Origin of the sequence: Marinobacter sp. EVN1, from assembly GCF_000475375.1 — a bacterium.
Classification (GTDB): Bacteria; Pseudomonadota; Gammaproteobacteria; order Pseudomonadales; family Oleiphilaceae; genus Marinobacter; species Marinobacter nauticus.
Genome location: NZ_AXCB01000014.1, coordinates 22,995 through 48,875, shown reverse-complemented (window position 1 = coordinate 48,875; position 25,881 = coordinate 22,995). Strand labels below are relative to the sequence as shown.

Genomic DNA, 25,881 nt, shown 5'->3' with positions numbered 1-25,881 from the left:
TTAGGGGCAGCTTCTTTTTTTCGCTCTAGCGTCTCTGACGGGCTCAGAATGTAGTGGTCAATTAATTCCGGACAGTATCAGGAGTAAAGGAACGTTGCTCTCCGGTCACCAGACACTTCGTTTATGGTGGTGATACTACCACCTTCGCTGGCGCACAAAATCATTGAAGCACTACATTCCCTACTATTCAAAAAATGAATGACAGAGCATAAAATAGAAATTTTTTTGGCTAAAGTGATTGTGGGTTTATTATGTTAAGTCCTGACGTATTAGAGTATATCGACCGGAGTGTTTTATGTTGGCTCGCGACGGTAGATCCCAGCGGATATCCAAATGTGTCCCCAAAAGAAATATTCTGTCACTTTGGAAACGAAAATCTTCTGATAGCAAACATTGCGTCGCCGGGTAGTTCTCGTAACATACTGAGTAATAGTAAAGTTTGTGTTAGTTTTGTGGATATTTTTGTTCAGAAAGGTTACAAAATAAAAGGTGAAGCCACCATTGTTGAACCATCAAACAATGGTTTTGATAGTTATGTTAGGCCGCTTCTTTCAATGACGAAAGGAATGTTTCAGATAAGGAGTATTTTCGATATCAAAGTTGAATTAGTTGAGCGAATACTAGCTCCAAGCTACATTTTAGAACCAAATGTTACGGAGCAAGATCAGATAAAAGCTGCACTTAAGACGTATGGGGTAGATAAGTCTAAAATGAAGCTTGATAACTGCTGATATTGTTGTTGGTTAATTTATTTTAATCAGCTATTTGAGGTCACAATGAAAAATGGCTTCTCGGAATGCAAAATTGCTTATATTTATGAGGGCAGGATCCTGGTTTATAAGCGATATAATAATATAAATATACCTTATGCTGGTCTATGGGATCTTCCCGGTGGAGGAAGAGACGGAAAAGAATCACCAGAACAATGCATGTTGCGAGAATTAGAAGAGGAGTTTTCAATTTCTCTTGATGTCTCAAGGTTGATATATAAAAGAAAGTATGCTGGAAAAAACACAACATTCTTTTATGCTGCTTATGGAGAGCAGGCGGAGGTTGATGGTATTGTGTTTGGTCCAGAGGGTCAATGTTGGGAGTTTAGACTATATAAATCATCCTGACTCTAGACCAGATCTGGTGGCCAAGATTAGAAGCTTCATTGAAAATAATATTGAAGTTCAGTGAGATTTATCCATGATGGGTCGGTATTATTGTTGATTGATGGTGGAGCATCTGCCACCGATTATCCTTTTTTACCCATATCGAACTCCTGTAGGACCTCTTTCCCTCCCAAGACGAAAAGTAATAAATCAGTACGCATCCTTCGCATAAAGTCTTGTAGCTAAAGTTTGATAGCTTGTATATCGTATTAAAATCTAAATTGGCCGAAGATAAAACTGTATCCTTGTCTATTACATGACCGGAGCTTCCAAACTCTTTGAAGTCATCTGCTAATAGCTCGTCCAAGCGGCTGGCATTCATTCGAGTATCAGGAGAGATGAGTTCTAATTCTAATTTTTGGATGTGGTCATAATCTGACATGTTAATTCCTCCTGCTTTCCGCACTGGCCAAAGAGGAGCTTACTAAAATCAACTGCCTCTTTGGCCTGAGGCTATTATTCAGTGTTGGAATTTACCTTACAAATAGCTCAATGATTCGATCGGCTATGTAATCACAATGAGTTTCCAAAGCAAAATGACCGGTATCCAAAAGTTCCACTGTCGCGTTGGGGTTATCTTCTTTGAATGCGTGAGCTCCTGGAGGAATAAAGAATGGGTCATGGCGCCCCCATATAATGAGAGATGGTACCTTTGACTGCCTGAAATATTCCTGAAACTCTGGATAGCGCGCCAAGTTGTTTTGATAATCAAGGAACAGGTCCAGTTGAATATCCTTGTTACCCGGACGTTCCATTAGTAGCGCATCCAGAGTGTAAGCCTCTGGAGCGAGTAGTGATGTATCCGACACACCTTCCATATACTGCCAGCGCGTTCCTTCTAAGTGCAAAATAGCCTCTCGCACTTTATCACGATTCTCCTGGGTGGGTTGATCCCAGTAGGTTCTGATCGGATCCCAGGCGCTACCGAGACCTTCGAGGTAGGCATTGCCGTTCTGAGAAACCAACGCCGATATTCGTTGGGGTTGAGACACAGCTAACCTCAGCCCCACAGGGGCTCCGTAATCAAACACGAAGAGTGCAAACCGTTCGAGATTCAGCTTTTTCACAAAAGCAGCCATCGTCTTCGCGAGGTTATCGAAAGAGTATTGATAGTTGCGCTCACTGGGGACCTCCGTAAACCCAAACCCTGGAAGATCTGGCGCTATTACATGGTAGTGCGCTGCCAGGCGCGGGATGAGGTTCCTGAACTGGTGAGAAGAGCTTGGGAAACCGTGGAGAAGCAAGAAAACTGGTGCACCTTTTTTTCCTGCTTCCCGGTAAAACACGTTAACCCCATCAACCTCTGTTTGGCGGTAGTGAGTGATCGTCATGGGTAGTGACATTCTTTCTCTCCCTGTAACCTGTATAGTGAATTATAAAAGGTTACTGGGGATCTTGATCTGCTCTTTGTAACTTGTCAAGTGTAATTTATGTGGTTACCATAATCGTGACGTATCCTAGGTATAGGATCGATGAGAAGCATGCCTGAACACGCTGGTATGGAGGCCGCAGTGAACCATCTATTAAATAGCTATACGGATGTCGACGTAGATATTGTGTCTGGTCAGAATTGCTCGCTATACGACCATTCAGGAAACCGGTTTGTGGATTTCGAGGCAGGACTTTGGAGTGCCGCGCTTGGTCACAGTCATCCACGAATCACCAGAGCCATTACTGATCAAGCGAGTAAAATCAGCCATCTCCACACCCGCACGCCAAACACTGTTGCGCAACTGGCTGCAGAGACGATCTTGGGCATCACCGGACTTGCCGGTGGAAAGTGCGTGTTCCTGAATTCTGGCAGTGAGGCCGCTGAACTGTCCGTTAAGGTCGTCAGACACCTGGTACGAAATCGGAAGCTATTGAGTTTCGCTAACTCCTACCTCTCGGCGTATGGTCGTGCAGGAGAGAAATCTGAGGTCGATTTCCGGCTGATCGATTGGAGCAACATGGAGCTTCATGAGCTTGATGCGATATTGAACGACATACCATTTCAGGAAATCGGCGGTTTTATTCTGGAACCGGGGGGGAGCGGTTCCGGGTTCGTTAGGTTCCCGCCGTCGGAGCTTGTTAAAAAAGCTGTCGAGAAGGTGAGACAGAACAACGGAATCATCGTTGCCAATGAGGTAACGACTGGAATGGGGCGAACCGGTAAGTGGTTTGGTATCCACCATTACCAAATTGAACCGGACATAGTGATTCTGGGTAAAGGGTTGGGAAACGGCTATCCAGTGAGTGCAATAGCCATTGAGCGAGGTCTCGCAGCCCAACTAGAAGAGGGTGGCTTCACCCACGTTCAATCACATCAAAATGATCCTTTAGGCTGCCGGGTTGCCCAAGAGGTCGTAATGACCATGCGGGAGGAAGGCCTCGTTGAGCGGAGCAAGGAAACTGGGGCTTACTTCCTGAATGGGTTGCTAGAGTTGACTCGCAAACATGACCTATTGTCCGATGCTCGCGGCAGAGGTTTAGTACTGGCCTTGGAGTTCGCGTCTGGTAATAAGCTGAACGCTAGCTGGGCTTACCGTCAGCTTTTGAAGGAAGGCTTTCTGGTTGGCTGCTATCCGGCGGCGAACATTCTTAGATTTGATCCGCCACTAACCATTGAACGGGACGACATTGACCTGCTTTTGCAATGCATCGATTCAATTTTGAACAGGGCTGAAGATGGGCTCATTGATACTGAACTTTAGCTTTAAACCAAGGGAGTTTTAATGAAGCTTTCTCCTGATGGCAAGCCGCTATTGTTAGCTGATCATTCCGCGTTGGATTTGGTTAACACTGTAAGCCGTATAGAGGGCAAAAATTTTGACTTTTGGAGTGATGACGAAGACGTGGAGAGCTGGCTGGAGCGCGTCGGCCTCTCGGTTGATTCGGTGAATGTCCATTGGTCGCGAGGAGAACTACTGTCCCATGCCAAGGAACTGAGATCTCTGGTTCTAAATTGGCTTCATAAATCGAGAGAGGAGGTTGAGATCCTCAATGTACTAAACAGCTATCTTGCTGAGTCCTGGAGCCACCCGAAAGTCATATATGAATCGAGTACAGGTCTCCGAGTCGAGCGACATCGAGCTGCGACGAGTGTTAAGGGATTGCTGGGACCAATTTCAGAATCCATTGCTGATCTTTTTGCCAATGGCGACCCGCAACGAATAGGGCAGTGTCAGCACAACGAATGCATTTTATGGTTCTACGATCGCACCAAAGCCCGCCGTCGTCGGTGGTGCAGTATGGCTTTATGTGGAAACCGGCACAAGGTTGGTGAGTACCGCAAGCGGCATGGCAGTTGACGGTGGAACAGACGTGGTCACGTTAAGGAAAGGGAGATTATCATGAAAGAACTGTTTGCGTTTGGCCAAAGTATTCTTGAAAACCAGCCTTTTAGCGTTTTGCTTGGGACAGCGCTGGATGAGTTCGAGCCGGGCAAAGCCACACTAAAGCTTGCCGTTCAGGATAAGCTCAAACAACAACATGGATTCGTCCACGGTGGTGTAGTCAGTTATCTCGCAGATAACGCATTGACTTATGCCGGAGGGTCCGTCTTGGGTGATTCAGTGACGTCGGAGTACAAAATCAATTATTTGCGTCCTGCAATTGGAGAGCTGTTGGTTGCTCAGGCTTCAGTGATTTCTTCGGGTAAATCGCAAGCTGTTTGTCAGTGTCAGGTTCTTGCAGTACAAGACGGTGAAGAACGAATGGTCGCCTTCGCTCAGGGGACGATACGTAAGGTAGTTTAGATATCACGGGTAAATGTCATGCTGATTGAAACTACGTCCTCATCAACTGATCTGCCCCCAGTCTCTGAGTCACGGCTTTGCATCGATTTGCGAAGCTATTGTAGTGAAGGGAAGCAGCATAGCCATAATCATCATCAACTTGTTCTTCCGCTCTAAGGTCAACTCTTGCTGTCGGTAGAAAATAAAGATGGTGAAGTAAACGGGGAGCACGCGGGCGTGATTTTAGCAGGCCATACACACGGGTTTTTGGCTCCTGCTCCCAATCAGTTTCTAGTCGTTGATTTGCCGGAGGCTGATTTTCCATCGCTTACCAGGCTCCCGGCTTTTCCGAGGCTGAGCGTAGCGTTGTTGCGTTATATTCAGTTCCTTCACACAGATATCACTTCATCTACGAGTTCTTCTAGCACTCGTAGCCAAATGCTGCTTCTCCTGATTCAGCTTTTGCTGGAACAACAGGGAGAGCATTTGGATTTAGATCGTCGAATTATTACAGCCAAACAGTATCTCGAAGCTAATTACCACCGAAGAATCTCAACCAAAGAGCTTGCCGCCGTTGCTCATCTGAGCACCCGTCAACTTAACGACCTATTCAGAGGTCAACTTGGTCACCTCGCCCTATGCTTACTTGACCAGCCTAAGGATGCACGAATCCAAGAGATTGCTGGAGCAAAGTGATTTAAGCATTCAGCGGATAGCAGACCTGGTTGGCTACACTTCGCTTTCCGCATTCAGTGACCGATTTTCCCGATACTTTGGGAAATCTCCCCGATTTTTCCGTCGGAACCCACAGTCATGGAGCCATGATCAGAGGCCTGCTCTTGAGCTCGAAAAGCAAACTCTCTCCTATTGATGCGGCTCAGAACAGCCTTTATTTTGGAATACCATCAGTTGGAGTAGCCAAGGAAAATTCTTATGTTTGAGAGGTTCCAAAGTAGAACAATAGATGTCGGCGGGGCGACAATTCACTCGTTGATAGGTGGAGCCGGGGAACCGTTGCTTCTGTTGCACGGCTATCCGCAAACGCATGTGATGTGGCATAACATCGCCGATGAGCTTGCGAAAAAGTTCCAAGTCGTCGCGTCGGATTTGAGGGGATATGGTGAGTCTCTCGCTCATGATGGCGACTTGACATTTCGCTCAATGGCAAGGGATCAAGTGGAGGTTATGAGGTCACTAGGGTGCGAGTGGTTCCACGTTATCGCCCATGATCGTGGGGCTCGTACTGCACATCGAATGGCCCTCGATCACCCTGAGGCAGTTAGATCTCTCGTGCTCTTGGACATTTTGCCAACATTAGATGTATGGCGGACGATGGATAGCTGGCTTGCATTAAAGTATTACCATTGGTTGTTTTTAGCTCAGCCCGATGGGATACCCGAGAAATTGATCACCAGCGATCCTATTTCATTTTTACACTCTACTTTGTCTGGAATGGCGGCCGGTGATGACATTTTTGATTCCCTTGCATTGGAGAAATATGAGGAAGCGGCTTGCCGTCCGGGGGTTGTGGCGGCTTGGTGCGGCGACTACAGAGCAGCGGCCACAATTGATAGGGAACACGATCATCAAGATGAAGGTAGGGCAAGTGACATTGCTTGTTTAGTTCTCTGGGGAAAAAAGGAGTTGTTGCGCATCACCTCAATCCGCTGGACACTTGGCGAACTTGGTTTCCCAACGCTAGGGGAAAAGAAGTCGATGCAGGGCACTTCTTAGTAGAGGAAAAACCCGATTTGGTACTAGAGGAAATCCTCTCGCACCTCAAGGCTGTGTGATATCTCTGTGGATCCAGCAGGTTCAAAGGTAGCTTTGATGTAGACAAAGAGTCTCGCATCGGCTGGCTTTCCTCTGGGAGCAGAAGTAGTGACCTTAAGACCAGGTAGGATTCCAGCTCACTTTACATGGCGGCTTCGGTGAGTTGCTTGATCAACGGAGTCAGGATGCGCTCTTTGCCGGTGAGGTCTTTGCTCTCACGCGGAGCTTGAAGGGCGCGCCCCATATCGAACGTAGGTTTGGTCATGGGGCACCTCTTTTCGGTTCCGTTTAAAGAAATACCACAGAGTTTTGAACACTACCGATAGCCTCCTTCAGCGTGGTCCGATACATCTCGCTTTCCGCTTTCCGCTTTCCGCATTCAGCAACCCCTTTTCCCTATACTTTGGGAAATCTTCCCGACTTTCCGCCGAAACCCGAAAAAAAAGCGCTGGAATCAGAAAGCCGTTCTTAAGTTCTAAAAGTAAACTCTTCCCTATTGATGCGGCTCAGAACGGCTTGATCTTGGAGGGAATTGATTGGAACAGACTGTGTGGCCAACAGGCTGGCTGGAATGGTTTGGTGTTTTGGGCCCGGGCTTGGGGCCGGTAGGTATCGCCTTTTTTACTTGGGACCATGGCGTGAAGCGCGGCAATATCCAGTTGCTAGGAACTCTGGCGTATAGCGCTCCGCTTATTTCGGCCATTCTACTGATTGTCGCAGGCTATGCTGAAGCCACTGGCGCGGTTATTGGCGCTAGCGTTCTCATTGTGCTGAGTTCATTGATCGCAGGAAAGGCAAGGCGACCGCTGGTGACCAACCCCGAGACTGTTTGTTGATCAATTCCTGAATCGAAGGAGATGAACATGATTAGTTGGGAAGACTTTGAGAAGGTCGAGCTACGGGTTGGCACTATCATTGAGGTGGAAGATTTTCCTCAAGCGCGAAAACCAGCATACAAATTAAAACTCGATTTTGGACCGGAGATTGGCATTCGTAAATCCAGTGCACAGATCACAAAGCTCTATGACAAGGAGATGCTAAAGGGTAAGCAAGTGCTCGCCGTAATCAATTTCCCTCCCAAACAGATAGGGCCATTTATATCTGAATGCTTGGTTACTGGGGTGCAAAATGAGGAGGGGGCAGTCGCGTTGCTAACGCCAGACTTGCTTGTCGAGAATGGCCAGAGACTTTATTAATCGTGTCGGCGCACTGCATCGGGCTATATCCTTTGATGATTAGTGTGAGCTGCTCAGTTGCCGGAATGCCAATGCCAGAATAATTGTTGAGCGGACGGAGAGGTTACGTATGAAAATTGGAATTATTGGGGCGGGTCATATTGGTCAGGCTCTTGCAAAGCTTGCTGTTGCTCACGGGCACTCCGTGATAGTCAGTAACTCTCGTGGCCCGGAAACATTAACAGTGCTTGCCGATGAGATTGGATGTTCGGTGGGAACTCCTGTGGATGCTGCAACCTTTGGTGAACTGGTAATCCTCTCTGTGCCATTCAAGAAAGTGTTTGAGATTAAACCAACTTTGCTAAAGGGAAAGATAGTAATTGATACAAATAACTATTATCCCGACCGCGACGGGAAAATTGCCGACCTTGATGAGCTTCGCACAACGACAAGCGCTATGGTGAGCGAGCACTTTTCAGAGGCACGTTTGGTGAAGGCATTCAATGCGATTCTGGCTGCCGACCTAGAAATGGAGGCTGTCATCAAATCTGATCGTTATATGCGATATTTACCGATAGCCGGAGACGATGAGCAAGCAAAAAAAATCGTCGCCCGACTGCATCAGCAATTTGGTTTCGGTGTGGTTGACGCTGGGAGTCTTGAAGGTAGCTGGAGATTTGAGCGGGCAAAGCCAGCATATTGTATTCCGTTGGACGAGGTCGGTCTGAAAGACGCATTGAAAAAGGCACAAAGAGACATTGAACTCCCTCATGGATCGTGGCGTCGATAAGAAGGGTGCCCAATAGATTGCCGTAGCTGAAGCCAAAATCCGTAATCTGTGACTTGCAATCATGCCAGGTGCTGATAAAAGCTAGGTCATTTGGGCAACCTAGCCGAGGGAGGACAATCAATGTCATTAGAAATTTGGTTCGCATTCACTATTGCTTCTACGGTTCTACTCGTCATTCCAGGCCCCACTATTTTGACGGTAATTAGCTATTCGATTGCTCAAGGCGCGCGCGCGAATGTCCCATTGGTACTTGCCGTTGCTCTCGGAGACTCCACTGCTCTTCTGTTTTCTCTACTAGGCTTGGGAGCTCTTTTAACTACCTCAGCGTTTTGGTTCACAGCGGTCAAGTGGGCCGGAGGTCTTTACCTTCTTTACCTGGGAATTAAGCTTCTACATTCTGGTGTTCAAATTGGAGGAATCGAAAAGACAGCAGGGGGTGGATCGAGATGGAAATTGTTCCTCAATACCTATCTGGTAACCGCACTTAACCCAAAAGGAATTGTTTTTTTCGTTGCGTTCTTGCCCCAGTTTGTGACGCCAGCCGCGAACGTTACGCAGCAGCTCTGGCTTCTGGCGATTACATTCGTGGTCTTGGCCACGATCAACGCAACACTGTACGCTCTGTTTGCCGCATCGGCCCGTCGGTTTCTCACCTCGCCCAGAGCACAACGTCGTTTTAATGTGGTGGGCGGCACTCTCTTGTCTTCTGCTGGGGTGTGGGCATTGCTGGCAAAAAGGTCGGTTTGAAACGTATAGGACATAGGAAAGAGATCAGGAAGCTGGGAGCATGCAGTTGTTCCGTGGTTCGAACCCGTGAAGAAGTTAGTATCTCGGTGATGCTGATTGGCAACACTGTGGGGATGGTAGAAATGGGGTTAGAGAGTACGAAGCATGTCACCATCTAGCACGTGGAGCATCACCTGGTGTTTCTGGACGAGGCGCCCCGGATACGCATCTCATTAAATCTTCCATTTGGCACTGATAAATACGTAGACAATGCCTTGGTGAATGCCCGCTGGTTAATTGCAGTGACGGCGCGTCAGGCGGCACCTCCTTGCTGTTAGCCGGATGCGAACGAGAGCCTTAGTAGCACTAGGATGCTGTCGCTATTAGCGCCTCATAATTGACATTTCCTTGTTCCTTTTGTAGAACGTTCTATAAATGGAACATTGGAAGTGGTTTACATGGATCAGCATTCTCTCGAAACCCTGGGGCGACACCTTCAGTCCCTTCGGGTAGCTCGCGGATGGTCGCTCTCGGGGCTTGCCGCCGCTGCAGGTGTTGCCAAGTCGAATCTTTCCCGCCTGGAACAGGGAAATGGGAATCCGACCCTGGATACCATCTGGCGACTGGCGGTTCAGCTTAATGTCCCCTTCGGCAACCTGGTTGCCCCGATCCGTGTGCCGGTTGGTGAGGAAGGTGTGCAGGTCCGGCTTGTGGATCAGGGGGAAGACAATCCCCGGGTAGACGCTTACTGGATGTCGTGCGCTCCCAATACCACACGCATGGCGGAGGGCCATACGCCGGGAGCAGAGGAATCCGTTACCGTTGTCAGTGGTCAGCTGGAAGTCGGTGTCACTGGCCACAGCCAGCATTTGCGGGCTGGGCAGAGTCACACCTTCGATGCGGAGCAGCCTCACCTTTATCGCACCCGGGACTCCTGGGCCACGTTACTGGTCACCATCGTGTATCGAAAAGAAGGTGAGGAATCATGAGCGATCAGGCAATCAGTGCGGGCGGGCGCGCGTGGGTGAGTGGGGTACGGGATGCGACTCCGCTGCTCGGTGGCTACATTCCGGTGGCGATTTCGTTTGGCCTGATCGCCAATCAGGCCGGTTTCAGCAGCTGGGAAGCCATCATCATCTCCCTGGTTATCTATGCGGGTGCCTCCCAGTTCCTGTTTGTTGGCATGGTGGCGTCGGGAGCCCCCTTGTGGCTTGTGGTGGTGATGACGCTGCTGATCAATGCCCGGCATCTGGTTTATGCCCCGAACCTGGCCCCCTGGCTTACTGGAAACCGGTGGTGGTTCTGGTTGATGCACGGGCTGACGGATCAGGTCTTCGCCCTGGCGCACACCCGCCTGCCGGCGTTGCCACCCTCGGAACGCCTGGGGTGGTTCACTGGCGCCATGTTGCTGGCCTGGTTCGGTTGGGTAGGGGGCACGGCCCTGGGCGCTTTCGCGGGGCAGGAGCTGACGGGGCGCTGGCCATTGCTGAATGACGTTATGCCCTTTGCGCTGCCGGCTCTGTTCGTGGTGCTGCTGGCCCCGAGATTCACCTCCTGGTTATGGGCTGCAGCGCTAGGGTATGCCATTGTTGTAGCGTTGTTGTTTGCGGCCAATGGCCTGCCCAATGTGGCGATACCGGTTGCGGCGCTTATGGGCGCGGCGGTGTTCTTTGTGATGCAATCCAATACACGGGTGGAGGTTTAGCGCATGGCCGGCGAACTGTGGGTTGCGGTGATGGTTGCTGCAGCGGGTACCTTGTTGATGCGTTTGTTGCCCCTGGTGTGGATGCAGAGACGTCTGGCCCGGGAAGACCGTCAGGGCGGTGCAGCGGCCATGCCCAGGTGGTTGGGGGTGCTCGGCCCGGTGATGATTGCGGCTATGCTGGGGGCTTCGCTGGTCCCCGCAGCCGGCACCCTGAATGCCTGGGTTGCAACGGCGGTAGGGGGAGGCGCAACTCTGCTGGTCTGGTGGAGAACAAAGTCCCTGGGGTGGCCGGTCGTCTCGGGCGTTGTGGTGTTTGGTGCGGTGCGGTTTCTCAATTTCGTTGTGATCTAACTGATCAAGGATAGGAGTGAATATGAGTACTCATACTTCCAGCCAGAAGATAACAACCTCTAAGATTCAGGCCATGAAAGGACGAGGTAGCATTGTTTCGCTTACAGCATACACAAAGCCCATGGCAGAACTCATGGACCCTTTTGTCGATCTGATCATCGTCGGGGATTCCACAGGGATGGTGGCTTACGGATACGATTCTACGTTGCCCGTTACTCTGGATATGATGATTAACCATGGTGCAGCAGTGGTGCGCGGCAGCCAGAAAGCCTGTGTCGTTATCGATATGCCCTATGGCTCATATCAAGAAAGCAAGGAGCTGGCTTTCCGAAACGCGGCGCGCTTACTGACGGAAACTGGTGCTCAGGGCATCAAGGTTGAAGGTGGGTTAGAGCTTGTTGAAACGGTGGAGTTCCTGGTCAGTCGTGGTATACCGGTAATGCCGCACATTGGCCTGCGTCCTCAGCATGCAAACACTATGGGCGGATTTAAGGCCCAGGGCAGAGATGAGGCTGCCGCCAAACGGTTGGTTGAAGAAGCACAGGCTTTTGAGTCTGTTGGTGCCTTCTCAGTATTAATTGAAGGGGTATTTGAAGCCGCCGCGCGGCGTGTTACGCAATCTTTAGCCATTCCAACCATAGGTATTGGCGCGTCTCCCGAATGTGATGGCCAAGTGCTGGTAACGGAGGATATCCTAGGCTTGTTCTCTGACTACACGCCGAAATTTGCCAAAAAGTACGTCGATCTGAGCGCCCAAATCAAGGATGTGTTTGCGCTGTATGAAAGAGAGGTCAGAGCCGGCGAATTTCCCGCAGAGGAGCATTGCTTTGGGATTAAGAAGCAACCAACTTAGATTGTCGGGAGGGCCAAGGGGTTGTGTGTGAACAAGTGCGAAACAAAGGGAATGAGCCGAACCTGGGCAAGCCTGAGTACCTCTATCACGGTAGTCGACAAAAAACCGTCCGGCTAGAGCCAGCCCAGGGCATTGGGCATGGTGAGGCTGACAACGAATACGGTATTTATGCTGTCTCAGAGCGGGATTTAGCTGTTCCGTTTGCAATCACATATTACCCCCTGAGCCCTCGTGCAGTTTTCTCGGTCGACACCTCGCAACGCCCACCCCGGATAGTGCTGAGGGATACTGAAGTAAGTTGGCATGAGAAGGGGTATATCTATACGTTGCGATCTGAAACCTTTGAGCAAATAGATGCTCTCCAGTGGGTTTCGCGAGTTCCTGTAGAGCCTGTGTTGATTGAAGAAATTACCCCTGAGCTCTACCGGGATTGGGTCGTTGATTCCTGACTACAGCTAATTCATCGTGGAGACGAAGGCGCCAGTCTTCATTTGTCATCCGATACAGCCGCACCCTCTTCTTATGAAACTCTTGCATGGTGTAGCAGGAGAATCCAGCCTTCTCAGTTACTCGAACTGAGGCCGCATGGTCTGGCTCTATAATGACCACTACTGACTCACACTGTTTTTGATCGAAGGCATACCGCAGCACGCCTTTAACAGCTTCGGTTGCAAGCCCTTGATTCCAGTATCGCCTCGCTAATCGATAACCGAGGTTGATCTCCTCACCCCCTCCGACTAGCTCCGGCCCAATACCACAGAAACCAACAAGTTTTCCCGACCTCTTCTCAGTTAATGCCCATGGACCCATACCATGGGATGCGTAACATTCCTGGCACCAACCTATAAATTTGCGGGTAGCTTCTTCATCACAAACCCCTCGAACGGAATACCTCATGACCTCAGGGTCACTCAGTATCTCAGTGAGCGCGGGAATATCTTGATGGGATAGCTGCGTTACGATTAGTCTTTTCGTTTGAAACACATACACCGTGTGTACCTATGATTGGAATTTTTAAAATTGGCCCTCAGGAACCGTCGAATTCTACCAGTCTTACTGCAACATTGGCGTGGCGTGCTCCTGATGTACTTTCGTGGTGCGAGCCAAACAAATGGACCCACTGTCCTTTTTCCAGCAATAACTCCCCACTTCCCGAGCTTTGTCCGCTGCTTGTCGTATGTGTACCCGTATAGTTGAACGAGAACGTGTCGGATGAGTCTTTGATTGGGCTGAATTCATACCCCATGGTGACGTAATCGGACGCGACGAAGCCGTTATCTTCAGTAAACACAGCCGTTTTCACAACACTCGACTCCTGCAAAAAATCTGACAGCAATACGGACGGATGACCATTCGGCTTGACGGCTTCGCATTCGCAGTGCCGGATTTCCAAGACCAAATGCTTGCTGCCAATGTAGGCCTCAGGAGTGGCATTTTCGGCCAGCGTGAAGGCGGGAAGTACAGCAAGGCCGGTTAGAAAAAGCGGCAATAAAATTCTTGGCATCATTGGCATAGAACCTCCATCTTGAGATGCTTTAATGTTAAACGAACTGAGTGACGGTGATGACCATTTGATTCGCATTCCGTTGACGACATTATTACACATGGAGCTACTGTTCGAGGTCGCGCACTTCACCTGCCGTCATACCACAAAACCATTTGCAGTATAATGAAGTTACTGAGCGGAGCGGCTTTCTAAGTTTTACAGTATGGCAATGACCGATCAGGCTGCCAGATGCCGCTTTACGCGGCTCCTTCGTCACCACCGTGCTTCGTCAAACAGACTAAGGAGAGCTGATGTTGGATTTAGCTAATGTAGTTCCGTGGGGGCGATCGCTAAAGGAATATCAGGCGATGTTTGAGCTATCGAATGATGACCTGAACAAGAAAATTCTGGGTTGCGGCGATGGCCCGGCCAGCTTCAATGCTGAGGCGACAGAGGTAGGATGCCAAGTCATCTCATGTGATCCGGTATATCAATTCAAGGTTGATGAAGTGCGTCACCGAATTGGCGAGGTGTACCCAGAAATCATGGCCAAGATGCAACAGGCCGCAGACAGTTATGTTTGGGACTCATTCAATAGCGTTGAGCATCTTGGCGAGGTTCGGATGGAAGCTATGTCGCGGTTCCTGTCCGATTTTGATGCTGGTTACCAACAAGGACGGTATGTGTCGGCGTCATTGCCTATGCTGCCATTCTCTGACTCCAAGTTTGATCTGGCACTCTGTTCTCACTTTCTTTTCCTTTACAGTGATCATTTAGATCGGGCGGCCCATCTGGCATCAATGCGGGAGTTATGCAGAGTTGCCTCTGAGGTTCGCGTCTTTCCAGTTGTCTCGCTGGACGGAAAAACCTCAAAGCACCTTGATTCGGTCATGGCGGGACTATCCGCTGACGGAATCGCTGTCTCGTTGCAGCCTGTTAGCTATCGTTTTCAAAAGGGCGCTACTGAGATGTTGGTGGCAAAATCGGCATAACCATTGGCTGTTGTCGGACGACCCTACGGGCCACTTCGGCACGTTCCAAATCTAAGTTTTAAATTTACAGAGTGAGATCTCTCATGGGGTTGAAGGGAAGCTGTTTGTGTGGCGAGATAAGTTACGAAATCGACTCAGTGGATATGCCAATCGTGCATTGCCATTGTCAGACTTGTCGTAAAGCCCATGCTGCACCGTTCGCCTCCACTGCGGGAGTAAAGCGCGAGAATTTCCGTTGGCTCAGAGGTAAGCGTTCTATTTCTACGTTCGAATCATCCCCTGGAAAATTGCGCCATTTTTGCAAACGCTGTGGTTCCCATTTGGTGGCTGAAAGGCCTGCGCAACCCCACGTCATTGTTCGGGTAGCTACTCTGGACTATGATCCCGGTTTAAAACCAGAGGCTCATATTTGGGTGTCGCACGACGTGCCATGGCTTGAGTACGATAGGGCCTGTAAGCATAGAGAGTGGCAAGACGACATTTAACAAATCAATCGAGTTTCCGGCATGAAGGCCTGCCACCGGATGCCCCTGCCGGGGCGGCGCTTATTTGTGGCATCAACTGGGAGGGAGCCCATGAATCAGAGTCTTGCGGATGAGCTGGTCATGATGCTGTTAGAAGACCAGCGATTGTTACAGCGACTCTTCGATTCCGGCGAGTTACCGTCGGATTCCTACCATCCCCGACTGAAAGCACTGCACCAGCGCAACGCCTCCCGCCTGAAGGAAATCATCAGGGCTCACTGCTGGCCTGGTATTTCCTTGGTCGGAGAGGAAGCCTCCAAAGCCGCCTGGCTGGTGGTGGCTCAGCATTCGGTGTCCGGGGCCGGGTTCATGGCGGAATGCGTTCACTTGCTGGAGGAAGCCGTTGCGAAAGACGACGCCGAGGGTTGGCAGTTGGCGTTTCTTCAGGATCGGGTGCGGACGTTAGCCGGCGAGCCACAATATTACGGCACCCAGTTTGATGTTGATGAAAACGGGTGGCCAACACCGTTTCCCATCAAGGATCCCGCCTCGGTTAATGAGCGCCGTGCGCAACTTGGGCTTGATTCCCTGGAGGAGCGTTTAGGACAAATGACTGAGCAGGAACGGAAGCGACGTGCCAACAGCCAGCACGCCAGTTAACCAAGCGCGGCACTTGGTCGCCTTCGTCTCCATTTTGCTGCGTCGCGCTCGCCGGAACACTTTTTGCGCCTGTTCGAGGTTAGAAGCTGAATGAGCGAAAGAAGATTGAGCTACATATACAGTTTCAAGTGTGGAGATGAGCTTGAGCACTTCGACAAACTACCTGACTATGAGCAAGCCAATATCGAACGATACATTGTACAAGTAATCAGCGATTCTTTTGTTAAACCTGCAGATGAAGACTATGTGACTGCTCGGTTACTGGCAAAAAAAGGAATGCATCGCGCTTTTTTTTGGGCTGCGTGTCAAGCGCTTGAAAAATACCTCAAAGCTTTTCTTTTAATGAGGGGTGCTTCGGTTAATCGCTTCAGAGGTCATCCGATTGCCGATTTATACTCTGAAGCGTGCTCAGTAGATGCTGAGCTCTTAACCGTTGACACGAGTTTCCATCCAGCAATTAAGATTCACCAAAACGTCTCTGAGTCCATTGAAGGGTTATCTGTAGCTCAATTCATCAATGGCATTGAAATGCAGGGAAGTCCCGACAACCGCTATAATTCGTTTGGAGTCAACTTCAACACAGGCTATTTATTTGCGCTTGATAGCTTTGTTTTTGGCTTGCGGCAGCGGATCGGCGTGCCCCCGATAGAAGAAACTCTCAGAAAGTTTGATCAGGATCTTGTCGAGGGATTCAACTTGTACAACCCATGGTTCGCTCCTGTGCACGTGGATCTTGCCGAAGTCCCCAATAAAGATTTCAATCTGCGCATATCTGGCTCTGTCCCAACCTTGGACATTCTCACCGGTCCATATGCGCCAAATGGATCCCGATTTGTGTTGCGATGGCTTGACAAAAAAATGAAATTGCCCAGGAAAACCAAGCAGCATTTGAGCAAGGGCTAATGGGCTCACAGTGATACGCGGCTAACGAGTCAAATCGTACTAACGCAGATATGAGCCAGCTCCATCAGTGGCGGGGGAATGAATGGAAGTTAAGTGTATTGCGGGGTTTGCGTCAATTACTAAAGATTCTGCGGCGAGTGCGTCTTTGTATGAGGGTGCGCGAGGCTTGCCGCTAGAAAAGATGGACGATTATCGTTTCATGGATAGGTTCCCCGGAGCGCATCATTTCGGGGTATGACCCCTCTCTATGGCGGCCCAGTCTTGTTTTGGGCAGGAGGAATGGCCTGACCATGTTCCTGAGCCGACAGCTACAATTGAATTTGAGTTGGCGGACGCGGCTGCAGTGGACGCGGCATTGAAAGAAATGAAGGAAAGGGGTCAGGAATTCGTTCATGAAACCCGGACTGAACCCTGGGGGCAAACAGTCGCAAGGTTTATGAGCCCTGAGGGTGTGTTGGTTGGCCTGAGTTATGCGCCATGGCTTCATGAATAAGAGCTTAACCACATAGCGTTACGCCGACTGGCTTTTCAGCTGATTCTCCAAGGTTAGCCGGTTCCGCTTTGCGACAGTTTGTACCCTTTTAGGGCCTCATTGGGGGAAGCTCAGATCGTTTACTGGGAGCTTGCCAATGATAAGTTACCAACTTTATTACCATGATTTTCTAGGGGTTTTGCTCTGGATCCTTCGAAAGTTACCAACTTTATTTATCTTTATGGTTGATTAATTACTGTAAAATTGAGCTTGGGAAGGCATTTTGTTACCAACTTTATTCCGATCCTACATTTGAAAAGCCCGTTGTGCGCATCAGCCAGCGGGCTTTTTTCGTTCTCTCGGCGTTTTAAACGATTTCACAAATTAGATGCACTGTGTAACCAAGTGGTACTGGCTGAAAATCGCGCCCGCCACTATGATGCCTGTCCAAATTATGATCAACAGGATGGGTATTTCCGATGAATGATCGTCTCCGATCAATGTTAGGCCTGGCCATTCTCCTCCTCATTACCTTCGGCTCGGCCTCTGCCCAGACGCTCGAAATTACCGATGGAAAGGAGACTCTGGTGCTGGATCGGGCACTGTTGGAGAGTTTTCCACAGTCAGTCATCGAGACCACCAGTCCTTACTACGACGGCACCGCCGAGTTCTCCGGCCCAACGCTGGCAAGGGTCATTGAGCATTTTGGCAGCACCGGGGCCAATGAGGTCACTCTGGTGGCTCTGAATGGCTACAAGGTGTCAGGGTCCATGAAGGAACTGATGAGCCTGGACGCCATTGTGTCAACCCGCCAGAACGGCGAGCCGATGAGCATCCGCCAGCGCGGTCCCTACTGGATCATGTTGCCGTTATCGGAACGCCCTGAGCTGAACAGTGAGGATTTCCACCGTTACATGGTCTGGCAGCTCAACCGGATTGAACTCAAGCAGGAATGAAAAGCCAATCTGTGCTGGCGGGACTCTTCTCCCGCATCACCGTTGTCCTGTTGTTCTCCGTGGTGGGTATCTTGCTGTCTGCCAGCTTTTACACCTACCTCCAGGATCGAAAACTGCAGAGTGTCTCGCTCAGTGCCCTGAGAATGGCATCGTGGAACCTGGTTCGTCTCGGCAGCGAAGCAAGCGCCCTGGATAGGGAGTTGTCGCTGCTTGATCGCGGTGTGGGCCAGCCTGATCAGGTTACCCTGAGGTACGACGTTCTCTGGAGCCGCTACGATTATCTCCTGACCAGCAAGGAGTCCGCGCCCACCCGAGAGCACGACAGCAATGCGGCTCGCCTGCAGGATCTGTTCACCCGTTTGCAGGCGCTGGAGGACCCTCTTACCCGACGCCTCGCCGGAGACCTTACCGGCTGGTCTGACGCCATGGCGGCATGGCATCGGCAGTGGCAGGATGCCATGCAGCTGGTTACCGACAACTTTGTGGGCGATGAAACCAGTCGGTTGATGAGTAGCGTGGAAGCCTCCCGGGATCGGCTGGCCATGCTCCGGATACTGACACTGGTCGCGTTGGCCGTGGTTTTCGGCTATCTGGCGCTGGGAATGGCTTTCCTGCGCAAGCAGTCAAAGACCGATCCGGTCACCGGGTTGCCCAACAGTCATTATTTGCATTCCCTCGGAGGCGTGGACCCTCGAGTCAGCATCATTACCTGCGCTATTCAGAAATACACGCTGGTGCTCAGTGAATATGGCCAGGAGGGCGCAACCTCGCTTACCCGGGCATTTGCACACAAACTCCAGCGCGAATTGTCGACCGATGATCAGCTCATTCAGGTGTCGGCCAGTGAGTTTGTGATTCTACTGGCGCCCCTGGCGCCCGAGTTCGTTGAGTCTTCGGTCTACCAACTGGCGTCCGCGACCCGTTTTGACTGGCGGATCGGCGATTCCGTCTGGCATGCCTCAGCCGTTTTCGGCGTGGCGCCACCCTGCGCCGGGAAAGCAGGTGACTGGCAGATCCGCTACCAGCAGGCGCATCGTGCATTGGTCCAGGCCTCGGAGGAAAACCAGGACTATTTCATTGATGGCGAAGCCCTGCGCCGGCGGATATTGGAAGAACGCCAGATTCACGCGGGTTTGCTGAGTCTGTTTAATGAGGAACCTGGTGCGTTGATACTCCGGCTGGTCTATCAGCCCATCGTCAGTGCGTCCGACGTGAACCTTGTAACCGGGGCCGAAGTCCTGTTGCGCTGCGAACACGAGAGCCTGGGATTCATCCCGCCCAATCGCGTGGTAGAGCTCTGCGAGCGCTATGGTCTGGGGGAACAACTGGGTTGTTGGCTGTTTCGCAGGGTTGCCGCTGAATCCCGGCAGCTGTATTCAGGGCTCCGGTATACCGGCAACCTCTCGATCAACCTCAACCCCGCCATGCTGTCCATGAAGCTGATCGGTAACGTTGAGCGGCTACTGCTCGAGCCCGGTATTCCCGCGGCGGCCTTATGCATGGAGATTACCGAGGACAACGCGGCTCTTGAGTTTGGCAATATCAATGATGTGATTGAAGCGCTGCATGGTCTCGGCATTACCTTTGCTCTGGATGATTTCGGCACCGGCCACTCGTCCCTGGAATATGTCCGGGAGCTCAAGGTCGACAGGCTGAAGATCGACCGTTGCTTTGTTGAGGGCATTGAGCTGGATGCCAACAAAGCCAAGTTCCTGGCATCCATTGTCGCCATGGCCAACCAGGCGTTCATGAAGAGCGTGATTGAGGGGGTGGAGAACGAGCTGCAATGGCAGCAGGTGCAGTCATTCGGGGATGTTCTGGTGCAGGGTTACTATGCCCATAAGCCGATGTCATTCAACGACTATCTGGCTTTGCTTCTGGATGCCGGAACGCGCTGGCCCGCTCCGGACTCCGCCCGGGGAAATGCAGAGGTCCGGGTATGAAGCTGTCGCTGCGAGTCCAGGCGGTCATTGGTATCGGCACCATTGAGGTGGCGATACTGGTGGTTCTGTTGTACTCCGTTTTCCACTTTATGGATGACTCCATTCATCACGAGGTGGATCGCCGTGCCCAATCCATCGCCCGGGTATTGGCAGCCAATGCCGTTGATAACCTGCTGCTTGGCAATCGAGTGGGACTGCAGGATCTGGTCAGCGCGACCGCGCGTGCCGAGGGCATTGAGTTCGCCCGTATTCTGGATTACGAGGGCCGGCTGTTGGTGGAAGCGGGCTCTCCCGAGAGCTTGAAGCAGCCGTTCGAGCGTTCCCGCAGAGCCGAAGTTCTTCCGGACCTTTACATGGCGAAGGCGGTGATTACCCAGGCGGGACTGGGTTATGGGTCGGTGGAAATCGGACTGGATTTGTCCGGTCAGAAGCGGGCCATGGCCGGGGCGAAGCGTAACAGTGTGATGATCGCCGGGCTTGAGGTGCTGACGGCCGCGCTGTTCTCCATGCTTGCCGGTCATTACCTGGTCCGGCGTCTACGCCGGATTCGTCGTTTTCTGAAATCTGTGAACCAGGGTGACTACCTGCAACGCCTGGACGACCACGGAACCGATGAGGTATCCGACATTGCTGCCGAGATTGATCAGCTTACGGATCGGTTGGTCTGGGAGAAAAGTACGCGGGACGCGCGCATTCATGAGCTTGAGGTACAGAACGAGCTGCTGCAGACCAAGCTGGCAGAACAGCTCCGGAATGGTTGAAGGCAGAGCTATTGCTGATCTCCGGTCGGCACAGCCATGGCGTCGTCTGTGTGGTCCAGACCGTTGAAGAACCGCACCTGATTCTTGCCTCTTTGTTTGGCCTGGTACATGGCGATGTCGGCTTGCCTTAGCAGTACTTCGGCATCAATATCCGGCACCTGTGGATAAAAACTGACGCCAAGGCTGGCAGAGACCTGAACGGTTCGTTCGAGCAGTTCGACGGGCTCCGACAATGCCGACAGCAGTCGGGACAGGATGGTTTTGCAGTCAGGCCCGGACGAAAGCTCCGGCAGCAATACCACAAACTCATCCCCACCCAGTCGTGCAACGGTGTCGCATTCCCTCAGGATGCCTTTCATTCTCCTGGCCAGCGTGACCAGCAATTCGTCACCGGTGGCATGGCCATAGGTGTCATTAACGGCCTTGAAGCCATCCAGATCCAGGAACACCACAGCCAGTACATCCCCGTGCCGGCGGGTAGAGGCGACTGCGTGCTGAAGCCGCTCGCCCAGCAGCAGCCGGTTGGGAAGGCCGGTCAGGGGATCGTAGTGGGCAATATGACGAAGCTGTTCTTCGGTCTGTTTGAGATGGGAAATATCCGCGAACAGCGTGACATAATGCTCCACCTCTCCCTCCCGGCTGCGCACCGCCGCGATGGTCATCAGTGAGGGCAGCAACGAGCCATTCTGGCAACGTATCCAGTACTCACCACTCCATACTCCCTTGGCATCAAGCGATGCCAGCACCTGATGCCGAAAATCCCGGGAGTACTGGTCAGAGGCCAGGATATCCTCGTAATACTGCTCCAGAACGTGTTCCCGGGCGTATCCGGTCAGCGCGCTGAAGGCGGCGTTTACGTCCAGAATTCGTCCCTGTGCACTGGTCAGTACAATGCCTTCCCGGGCATGGCGAAACACACCCGCTGCCATCGACAGGCTGGCCTCCGCCCGCTTGCGTTCCGTAATGTCCTGATGGGTGCCGTACATCAGCAAGGGCTGGCCCTGGTCATCCCAGGATTGCACCTGGCCACGGTCGAGAACCCAGACCCAGTGACCGTCCTTGTGTCGCATCCGGGCCTCACATTCGTAATAGGCCAGCTCGCCGCGGAAATGCCGCTCCAGCAGCTCGGCGCTGCGCTGCAGATCATCCGGATGCGCCAGGTTCATCCAGGTGTCGATCGATACCGGCGCCAGTTCCTCCAGGGTATAGCCTGCGATCTCGGCCCAGCGTTTGTTGTAGACGGTTTCTCCCGTCTGGACATTCCACGCCCAGGTACCCGACCGGGTCCCGCTGATAATGTTCTCCAGCCGACTTCGTTCCAGCTTCAGTTGCTCCCGTGAGGCTTTGATGGACTCGAGCATGGTGTTGATGCCATCACTCAGCACGGCCAGCTCCCGATACTGGAACGGAGGCACGGGCTGGAGCGGAATACCCTCGGCATCCTTGTTCCTGAGCGCGTCATCGATGGCGACAATGGAACGGAAAACCGAGCGGTGGAGCACCGTGCCGAGTAAAGCCGACAGGGTGAACGCAAGGGCCAGTACCGTCAGCAGTTCCTCAAGCACGACCCGCTCCAACTTTGCCACCAGCAGGTCATCCGCGGCGTAGATCCGGATCGTACCCAGTACTTCATCGTTGCCGCCCACTATGGGCGCACTGGCTTGGTAAAACGCCTGGGCAAGCTCATGCTGAACCGGTTGGGTGCGTTCCTGGAACAATCTGTATTGGCCGTTCTGTTGCCGCAGTTGGCCATACAGGTAGTAGGGCTGGCCGAGAATCCGGCCCATCTCATAGTCTTCGAGTATCACCGCGAAGTGTTGTTTCAGGGCCATCTCGGTGGCAATCAGGCTTTCGTATTCGTGCACCGAGTAGGATTCGATAAATGGGGCAATGCTCCGGCTCAGACGTTCAAGACTCTCGTGGACATCCTGTTCGATGCCCGCCGTAATCTCTGCCCGGGCGGTGCTGTAAACATACACCGCATGCAACAGAAATACGCCCGCGATAACGGCCACTACCAGAGACGTAGTGCGGCCCAGTAACGAGGGGTAACCAGAGGTGTTTGCGGCCACTTGTTTCATCATGGTTGCGACCGGTTACCCAGAACGGTGCGCTGGATGGTGGGCAGGAGTTGCTCCAGATTACTTCGGTGTACCGGTAACACCGGCAGCCGCTGGACCTTTTCAACCGGTGCACCCGACAGGTGCCGATGCATTGCCTCCACGGCGGTTTCGCCCATCAGGAATGGCTGCTGCATCCCGGCCGCCACGAGGTCGCCAGAACGGATCATGGCCAGAAACTCGGGTTCGGCGTCAAAGCAGATCAGCAGGATCTGGCCGGTTTTGCCGGATTCCCAAATGGCATCCAGCGCGCCCCGGTATCGATTGGAGCCCTGTAACCAGATGGCTCGGAGCTGTGGATTGTCCTGAATCAGACGTCGACTGAATTCATAGGTCTCGCGGTAGGAAAAATCCGCTTGCTGGTAGATGCCGGCGGTGCTGACGCCATGCTCCTCCAGGGCCCGCAGAAAGCCTTCGGTCCGGGCCTTGCCGTTGGCTCGCTTCTGGGGAATGGCGACAATCCCCACCGTCCCGTTCATCCAGCCCTTCTCGTCCAGAGCGGCAACCAACAGTTCGCCCAGATCGTAGGCGCCCTGGTCATTGTCGGATTCGATATAGCTCACATAGTTGTCCGACTTGGCGCCAATATCTGAAATCACCACCGGAATACCGGCTTGTTCTGCAAGCTTGAGAACCGTGACGGCGGCGGAGGATTGGGTCGGGGAGAGGATGATGCCGTCAACGCCGGAGTCAATCGCGGCAACGGTCGCTTCCAGTTCTCCTCGGGACAGGTTGTCGGCGCTGTGTACCGATAACTCATAGCCCAGTTCAGTAGCCTTCTGGTGAATGCCCCGGGCCATGATGTCCCAGAACGGGATACGAATGTCGGGAACCAGATAGGCCAGCGTGCGTCCCTGAGCCGCAGCGTCGGATGCCGGGTTGAGCATCAGGATCAGAACAACGGGAAGTGCCCGGAATACCCGGACCAGAGAGTGTTTCATGCCGACATCGTATTGCTGGAAAGCGGCCTATTTTACTGTGTGTAACTTGACGACATATAGTTCTTTGGGATGATCTTTATCAAATTGTTGGTGAATACTTGCTTCCCGCAAGGTCGCTGGCAAAGGCGGAGGGCCGCCGCTGGATAACTCGCGTCGTTGACCAATTCCCGGTAAACTAGGCGCCCTGCCAGGGGTACGCCCCGCCTACACCTGAATGTGGGCCTTTCTACCACCTTCGGGCCATTACCCCGGGCACAAATATCAAGGAAGATAACGGCTTCATGCCGCATACTTCTCCGGCAGTCATCTTCAGAAGAATTGTGTAATGCCCAACACCGTAATTGCTGGCTTCACCCATAATTTTCTTGGCAAGGCACCCGTCTGGTACAAGCAGGTTATTCTGCTATTCCTGATTGCCAATCCCGTCGTGATGTACGTGCTTGGACCGGGCGTTGCAGGCTGGCTGCTGATCGGCGAGTTCATTTTTACCCTGGCAATGGCGCTGAAATGCTACCCACTGCTCCCGGGGGGCTTGCTGGCGGTGGAGGCCCTGCTGATCGGGCTGACGTCCGCGGATGCGGTGTACCATGAGGTTCTGACCAATTTCCCGGTCATCCTGCTGCTGATGTTCATGGTGGCGGGTATTTACTTCATGAAAGAGCTGCTGCTGGTGACCTTCACCCAGATTCTGGTGGGGGTGCGGTCCAAGTCGGCGTTGTCGCTGCTGTTCTGTAGCGCTGCGGCAGTGTTGTCTGCGTTTCTCGATGCCCTGACCGTCACCGCCGTCATCATCAGCGTTGCGGTAGGTTTCTTCTCGGTCTATCACAAGGTGGCATCCGGCAAGGGTTACCAGCAGAAAGACCACAACACCAACAGCGACGACGAAGTGATTGAGCTGCACCGGGAAGATCTGGAAAACTTCCGGGCCTTTCTGCGCAGTCTGCTGATGCACGGGGCGATCGGTACCGCCCTGGGTGGCGTCGCCACCATGGTGGGTGAGCCCCAGAACCTGCTGATTGCCAAGGTGGTTGGCTGGGATTTCGCCGGCTTTTTCCTGCACATGGCACCGGTGAGTATTCCGGTTTTGTTCGCCGGTCTGGCCACGTGCTGGGCGCTGGAGAAACTACGCTGGTTTGGCTATGGCGGTCGACTGCCCAAGCCGGTGCGACGGGTGTTGGAAGAGTTCGCTGACAATGAAAAGGCTCGGCGCACCAAGTCTGATCAGGCGGCGCTCTGGATTCAGGCGGTGGCCGCGGTCATTCTGGTGTTTGGTCTGGCATTCCACATCGCCGAAGTAGGATTGATTGGCCTGCTGGTGATTATCCTGATTACCTCCTTTACCGGCGTGACGGACGAACACCAGATTGGCAAGGCGTTCCAGGAATCCCTGCCCTTTACCTCATTGCTGGTGGTGTTTTTCGCCGTGGTGGCGGTGATTCACGAGCAGCACCTGTTCAAACCGATCATTGATTACGTACTGGCGCTGCCTGAAGGCCAGCAGCCGGGCATGTTCTTCATTGCCAACGGGCTGTTGTCGATGATCAGCGACAACGTGTTTGTGGCGACCGTCTACATCAGCGAAGTGAAACAGGCGCTGGACGCCGGCAGCATCAGCTACGAGCACTTCCAGACCCTGGCCGTAGCCATCAATACCGGTACCAACCTGCCGAGCGTAGCCACACCCAATGGCCAGGCGGCGTTCCTGTTCCTGCTGACCTCAGCCATTGCGCCCCTAGTGCGATTGTCCTACGGGCGCATGGTGATCATGGCGTTGCCTTACACCATCGTGATGGGGGGCGTCGGTCTGTACATGGTCACCCACGCGTTCTGAGTCATGGTTTTGCATATTTCACCGCACAGTTTTCATAGGATCTGTTAACCTTCAGGTAAACAGATAAAAGAAAAGCGGTATACATGCGCAGTTGCCAACAACCCCA

Annotated in this window: 31 protein-coding genes and 1 pseudogene; 25 read left to right on the top strand and 7 right to left on the bottom strand. The window is 52.3% G+C overall.

What is annotated here, in order from left to right; all coding sequences use genetic code 11:
* Window positions 1-251 precede the first annotated feature (251 nt).
* Both Q674_RS0120665 and Q674_RS40840 read left to right on the top strand, forming a co-directional pair.
* Complete coding sequence (locus tag Q674_RS0120665) at window positions 252-731, top strand: pyridoxamine 5'-phosphate oxidase family protein (RefSeq protein WP_031209953.1); 480 nt, start codon at window positions 252-254, stop codon at window positions 729-731.
* A 45-nt stretch (window positions 732-776) separates the two neighbouring features.
* The gene (locus Q674_RS40840) at window positions 777-1,118 is read left to right on the top strand and encodes an NUDIX domain-containing protein (protein WP_081698921.1); all 342 of its coding nucleotides are present in this window, start codon (window positions 777-779) and stop codon (window positions 1,116-1,118) included.
* A gap of 67 nt (window positions 1,119-1,185) precedes the next feature.
* Here Q674_RS40840 and Q674_RS27480 read toward each other — a convergent pair whose 3' ends face one another.
* Both Q674_RS27480 and Q674_RS27475 read right to left on the bottom strand, forming a co-directional pair.
* Window positions 1,186-1,539 (bottom strand): DUF4440 domain-containing protein, encoded by a 354-nt coding sequence (locus Q674_RS27480; protein ID WP_023008443.1) that lies wholly within the window; start codon window positions 1,537-1,539, stop codon window positions 1,186-1,188.
* 91 nt (window positions 1,540-1,630) lie between these two features.
* Window positions 1,631-2,500: an alpha/beta fold hydrolase gene (locus tag Q674_RS27475; RefSeq protein ID WP_023008442.1), complete on the bottom strand. Its 870-nt coding sequence runs from the start codon at window positions 2,498-2,500 to the stop codon at window positions 1,631-1,633.
* 138 nt (window positions 2,501-2,638) lie between these two features.
* Here Q674_RS27475 and Q674_RS27470 point away from each other — a divergent pair, with 138 nt between their 5' ends.
* From Q674_RS27470 to Q674_RS27450, 6 genes are all read left to right on the top strand, one after another.
* On the top strand, window positions 2,639-3,850 hold the full coding sequence (locus tag Q674_RS27470; RefSeq protein WP_161629365.1) for an aspartate aminotransferase family protein: 1,212 nt from the start codon (window positions 2,639-2,641) through the stop codon (window positions 3,848-3,850).
* Between the two features lie 21 nt (window positions 3,851-3,871).
* Window positions 3,872-4,447: a CGNR zinc finger domain-containing protein gene (locus Q674_RS27465; RefSeq protein WP_023008440.1), complete on the top strand. Its 576-nt coding sequence runs from the start codon at window positions 3,872-3,874 to the stop codon at window positions 4,445-4,447.
* 42 nt (window positions 4,448-4,489) lie between these two features.
* Entirely contained in the window at window positions 4,490-4,894 is a 405-nt protein-coding gene (locus Q674_RS27460; RefSeq protein WP_023008439.1) for a PaaI family thioesterase, read from the top strand.
* A gap of 165 nt (window positions 4,895-5,059) precedes the next feature.
* Window positions 5,060-5,569, top strand: a complete 510-nt coding sequence (locus Q674_RS41305) for an AraC family transcriptional regulator (protein ID WP_023008438.1) — start codon at window positions 5,060-5,062, stop codon at window positions 5,567-5,569.
* Window positions 5,535-5,744, top strand: a complete 210-nt coding sequence (locus tag Q674_RS41665) for a helix-turn-helix domain-containing protein (protein WP_200865914.1) — start codon at window positions 5,535-5,537, stop codon at window positions 5,742-5,744. Before Q674_RS41305 ends, Q674_RS41665 begins: the two co-directional genes overlap by 35 nt.
* 62 nt (window positions 5,745-5,806) lie before the next feature.
* On the top strand, window positions 5,807-6,607 hold the full coding sequence (locus tag Q674_RS27450; protein WP_023008437.1) for an alpha/beta fold hydrolase: 801 nt from the start codon (window positions 5,807-5,809) through the stop codon (window positions 6,605-6,607).
* A 184-nt stretch (window positions 6,608-6,791) separates the two neighbouring features.
* Here the strand turns inward: Q674_RS27450 and Q674_RS40835 are convergent.
* Window positions 6,792-6,911, bottom strand: a pseudogene (locus Q674_RS40835) (IS256 family transposase); the annotation flags it as partial.
* Between the two features lie 271 nt (window positions 6,912-7,182).
* Here Q674_RS40835 and Q674_RS27440 point away from each other — a divergent pair.
* The 8 genes from Q674_RS27440 to panB all read left to right on the top strand — a co-directional run bounded on the left by Q674_RS27440 (window position 7,183) and on the right by panB (window position 12,246).
* Complete coding sequence (locus tag Q674_RS27440) at window positions 7,183-7,482, top strand: hypothetical protein (RefSeq protein ID WP_227501194.1); 300 nt, start codon at window positions 7,183-7,185, stop codon at window positions 7,480-7,482.
* A gap of 21 nt (window positions 7,483-7,503) precedes the next feature.
* A complete protein-coding gene (locus tag Q674_RS27435; protein ID WP_031209947.1) occupies window positions 7,504-7,842 on the top strand; it encodes a tRNA-binding protein in 339 nt (112 codons plus the stop codon).
* A gap of 109 nt (window positions 7,843-7,951) precedes the next feature.
* Entirely contained in the window at window positions 7,952-8,611 is a 660-nt protein-coding gene (locus tag Q674_RS27430; RefSeq protein ID WP_023008433.1) for an NADPH-dependent F420 reductase, read from the top strand.
* Window positions 8,612-8,731: 120 nt separating this feature from the next.
* On the top strand, window positions 8,732-9,358 hold the full coding sequence (locus Q674_RS27425) for a LysE family translocator (RefSeq protein ID WP_023008432.1): 627 nt from the start codon (window positions 8,732-8,734) through the stop codon (window positions 9,356-9,358).
* Between the two features lie 437 nt (window positions 9,359-9,795).
* A complete protein-coding gene (locus tag Q674_RS27420) occupies window positions 9,796-10,326 on the top strand; it encodes a helix-turn-helix domain-containing protein (protein WP_023008431.1) in 531 nt (176 codons plus the stop codon).
* Window positions 10,323-11,042 carry an AzlC family ABC transporter permease gene (locus Q674_RS27415; RefSeq protein WP_023008430.1) on the top strand — a complete coding sequence of 240 codons (720 nt, stop codon included), beginning with the start codon at window positions 10,323-10,325 and terminating at the stop codon, window positions 11,040-11,042. Before Q674_RS27420 ends, Q674_RS27415 begins: the two co-directional genes overlap by 4 nt.
* Window positions 11,043-11,045: 3 nt before the next feature.
* The gene (locus tag Q674_RS27410; RefSeq protein WP_023008429.1) at window positions 11,046-11,393 is read left to right on the top strand and encodes an AzlD domain-containing protein; all 348 of its coding nucleotides are present in this window, start codon (window positions 11,046-11,048) and stop codon (window positions 11,391-11,393) included.
* Window positions 11,394-11,415: 22 nt separating this feature from the next.
* Window positions 11,416-12,246: a 3-methyl-2-oxobutanoate hydroxymethyltransferase gene (gene panB / locus Q674_RS27405; RefSeq protein WP_023008428.1), complete on the top strand. Its 831-nt coding sequence runs from the start codon at window positions 11,416-11,418 to the stop codon at window positions 12,244-12,246.
* A gap of 408 nt (window positions 12,247-12,654) precedes the next feature.
* Here the strand turns inward: panB and Q674_RS0120650 are convergent, their stop codons facing one another.
* Window positions 12,655-13,230, bottom strand: a complete 576-nt coding sequence (locus Q674_RS0120650; protein WP_227501198.1) for a GNAT family N-acetyltransferase — start codon at window positions 13,228-13,230, stop codon at window positions 12,655-12,657.
* A gap of 43 nt (window positions 13,231-13,273) precedes the next feature.
* Window positions 13,274-13,759 carry a hypothetical protein gene (locus tag Q674_RS27400; protein WP_023008426.1) on the bottom strand — a complete coding sequence of 162 codons (486 nt, stop codon included), beginning with the start codon at window positions 13,757-13,759 and terminating at the stop codon, window positions 13,274-13,276.
* A 284-nt stretch (window positions 13,760-14,043) separates the two neighbouring features.
* Here Q674_RS27400 and Q674_RS27395 point away from each other — a divergent pair, with 284 nt between their 5' ends.
* From Q674_RS27395 to Q674_RS27365, 8 genes are all read left to right on the top strand, one after another.
* Window positions 14,044-14,724 (top strand): class I SAM-dependent methyltransferase, encoded by a 681-nt coding sequence (locus Q674_RS27395; RefSeq protein ID WP_023008425.1) that lies wholly within the window; start codon window positions 14,044-14,046, stop codon window positions 14,722-14,724.
* A gap of 83 nt (window positions 14,725-14,807) precedes the next feature.
* Complete coding sequence (locus Q674_RS40830) at window positions 14,808-15,209, top strand: GFA family protein (protein ID WP_081698919.1); 402 nt, start codon at window positions 14,808-14,810, stop codon at window positions 15,207-15,209.
* 90 nt (window positions 15,210-15,299) lie between these two features.
* Window positions 15,300-15,848 (top strand): DUF6624 domain-containing protein, encoded by a 549-nt coding sequence (locus tag Q674_RS27390; RefSeq protein WP_023008424.1) that lies wholly within the window; start codon window positions 15,300-15,302, stop codon window positions 15,846-15,848.
* Window positions 15,849-15,938: 90 nt separating this feature from the next.
* Complete coding sequence (locus tag Q674_RS27385; RefSeq protein WP_023008423.1) at window positions 15,939-16,751, top strand: HEPN domain-containing protein; 813 nt, start codon at window positions 15,939-15,941, stop codon at window positions 16,749-16,751.
* 247 nt (window positions 16,752-16,998) lie between these two features.
* Window positions 16,999-17,244: a VOC family protein gene (locus Q674_RS41660; protein WP_023008422.1), complete on the top strand. Its 246-nt coding sequence runs from the start codon at window positions 16,999-17,001 to the stop codon at window positions 17,242-17,244.
* Window positions 17,245-17,702: 458 nt separating this feature from the next.
* A complete protein-coding gene (locus Q674_RS27375) occupies window positions 17,703-18,179 on the top strand; it encodes a molybdopterin-dependent oxidoreductase (RefSeq protein ID WP_227501193.1) in 477 nt (158 codons plus the stop codon).
* Window positions 18,176-20,122, top strand: coding sequence for a bifunctional diguanylate cyclase/phosphodiesterase (locus tag Q674_RS27370; RefSeq protein WP_023008420.1), 1,947 nt, complete (start codon window positions 18,176-18,178; stop codon window positions 20,120-20,122). The genes Q674_RS27375 and Q674_RS27370 overlap by 4 nt, the downstream gene beginning before the upstream one ends.
* Complete coding sequence (locus Q674_RS27365; protein WP_023008419.1) at window positions 20,119-20,883, top strand: HAMP domain-containing protein; 765 nt, start codon at window positions 20,119-20,121, stop codon at window positions 20,881-20,883. The genes Q674_RS27370 and Q674_RS27365 overlap by 4 nt, the downstream gene beginning before the upstream one ends.
* Before the next feature lie 8 nt (window positions 20,884-20,891).
* On the opposite strand, the gene Q674_RS27360 is transcribed toward Q674_RS27365, so the two are convergent.
* Together Q674_RS27360 and Q674_RS27355 are read right to left on the bottom strand one after the other, a co-directional pair.
* Window positions 20,892-22,967 carry a sensor domain-containing diguanylate cyclase gene (locus Q674_RS27360; protein ID WP_023008418.1) on the bottom strand — a complete coding sequence of 692 codons (2,076 nt, stop codon included), beginning with the start codon at window positions 22,965-22,967 and terminating at the stop codon, window positions 20,892-20,894.
* Window positions 22,964-23,944, bottom strand: a complete 981-nt coding sequence (locus Q674_RS27355) for a substrate-binding domain-containing protein (RefSeq protein ID WP_023008417.1) — start codon at window positions 23,942-23,944, stop codon at window positions 22,964-22,966. The genes Q674_RS27360 and Q674_RS27355 overlap by 4 nt, the downstream gene beginning before the upstream one ends.
* Before the next feature lie 325 nt (window positions 23,945-24,269).
* Between Q674_RS27355 and nhaB the strand changes: the two genes are divergently transcribed.
* Window positions 24,270-25,775 (top strand): sodium/proton antiporter NhaB, encoded by a 1,506-nt coding sequence (gene nhaB / locus Q674_RS27350; RefSeq protein ID WP_022992593.1) that lies wholly within the window; start codon window positions 24,270-24,272, stop codon window positions 25,773-25,775.
* Window positions 25,776-25,881: the final 106 nt, after the last annotated feature.

Bases quoted from the DNA above. Each gene is read 5' to 3' on its own strand.
- nhaB (WP_022992593.1), top strand. From the start codon at position 24,270: ATGCCCAACACCGTAATTGCTGGCTTCACCCATAATTTTCTTGGCAAG.
- Q674_RS27375 (WP_227501193.1), top strand. From the start codon at position 17,703: ATGAATGATCGTCTCCGATCAATGTTAGGCCTGGCCATTCTCCTCCTC.
- Q674_RS27425 (WP_023008432.1), top strand. From the start codon at position 8,732: ATGTCATTAGAAATTTGGTTCGCATTCACTATTGCTTCTACGGTTCTA.
- Q674_RS27390 (WP_023008424.1), top strand. From the start codon at position 15,300: ATGAATCAGAGTCTTGCGGATGAGCTGGTCATGATGCTGTTAGAAGAC.
- Q674_RS40840 (WP_081698921.1), top strand. From the start codon at position 777: ATGAAAAATGGCTTCTCGGAATGCAAAATTGCTTATATTTATGAGGGC.
- Q674_RS27460 (WP_023008439.1), top strand. From the start codon at position 4,490: ATGAAAGAACTGTTTGCGTTTGGCCAAAGTATTCTTGAAAACCAGCCT.
- Q674_RS27415 (WP_023008430.1), top strand. From the start codon at position 10,323: ATGAGCGATCAGGCAATCAGTGCGGGCGGGCGCGCGTGGGTGAGTGGG.
- Q674_RS41665 (WP_200865914.1), top strand. From the start codon at position 5,535: ATGCACGAATCCAAGAGATTGCTGGAGCAAAGTGATTTAAGCATTCAG.
- Q674_RS41660 (WP_023008422.1), top strand. From the start codon at position 16,999: ATGGCGGCCCAGTCTTGTTTTGGGCAGGAGGAATGGCCTGACCATGTT.
- panB (WP_023008428.1), top strand. From the start codon at position 11,416: ATGAGTACTCATACTTCCAGCCAGAAGATAACAACCTCTAAGATTCAG.
- Q674_RS27465 (WP_023008440.1), top strand. From the start codon at position 3,872: ATGAAGCTTTCTCCTGATGGCAAGCCGCTATTGTTAGCTGATCATTCC.
- Q674_RS27395 (WP_023008425.1), top strand. From the start codon at position 14,044: ATGTTGGATTTAGCTAATGTAGTTCCGTGGGGGCGATCGCTAAAGGAA.
- Q674_RS40830 (WP_081698919.1), top strand. From the start codon at position 14,808: ATGGGGTTGAAGGGAAGCTGTTTGTGTGGCGAGATAAGTTACGAAATC.
- Q674_RS27435 (WP_031209947.1), top strand. From the start codon at position 7,504: ATGAACATGATTAGTTGGGAAGACTTTGAGAAGGTCGAGCTACGGGTT.
- Q674_RS27470 (WP_161629365.1), top strand. From the start codon at position 2,639: ATGCCTGAACACGCTGGTATGGAGGCCGCAGTGAACCATCTATTAAAT.
- Q674_RS27365 (WP_023008419.1), top strand. From the start codon at position 20,119: ATGAAGCTGTCGCTGCGAGTCCAGGCGGTCATTGGTATCGGCACCATT.
- Q674_RS27370 (WP_023008420.1), top strand. From the start codon at position 18,176: ATGAAAAGCCAATCTGTGCTGGCGGGACTCTTCTCCCGCATCACCGTT.
- Q674_RS0120665 (WP_031209953.1), top strand. From the start codon at position 252: ATGTTAAGTCCTGACGTATTAGAGTATATCGACCGGAGTGTTTTATGT.
- Q674_RS27410 (WP_023008429.1), top strand. From the start codon at position 11,046: ATGGCCGGCGAACTGTGGGTTGCGGTGATGGTTGCTGCAGCGGGTACC.
- Q674_RS27385 (WP_023008423.1), top strand. From the start codon at position 15,939: ATGAGCGAAAGAAGATTGAGCTACATATACAGTTTCAAGTGTGGAGAT.
- Q674_RS27475 (WP_023008442.1), bottom strand. From the start codon at position 2,500: ATGTCACTACCCATGACGATCACTCACTACCGCCAAACAGAGGTTGAT.
- Q674_RS27450 (WP_023008437.1), top strand. From the start codon at position 5,807: ATGTTTGAGAGGTTCCAAAGTAGAACAATAGATGTCGGCGGGGCGACA.
- Q674_RS27360 (WP_023008418.1), bottom strand. From the start codon at position 22,967: ATGATGAAACAAGTGGCCGCAAACACCTCTGGTTACCCCTCGTTACTG.
- Q674_RS27355 (WP_023008417.1), bottom strand. From the start codon at position 23,944: ATGAAACACTCTCTGGTCCGGGTATTCCGGGCACTTCCCGTTGTTCTG.
- Q674_RS27480 (WP_023008443.1), bottom strand. From the start codon at position 1,539: ATGTCAGATTATGACCACATCCAAAAATTAGAATTAGAACTCATCTCT.
- Q674_RS27400 (WP_023008426.1), bottom strand. From the start codon at position 13,759: ATGCCAATGATGCCAAGAATTTTATTGCCGCTTTTTCTAACCGGCCTT.
- Q674_RS27430 (WP_023008433.1), top strand. From the start codon at position 7,952: ATGAAAATTGGAATTATTGGGGCGGGTCATATTGGTCAGGCTCTTGCA.
- Q674_RS27420 (WP_023008431.1), top strand. From the start codon at position 9,796: ATGGATCAGCATTCTCTCGAAACCCTGGGGCGACACCTTCAGTCCCTT.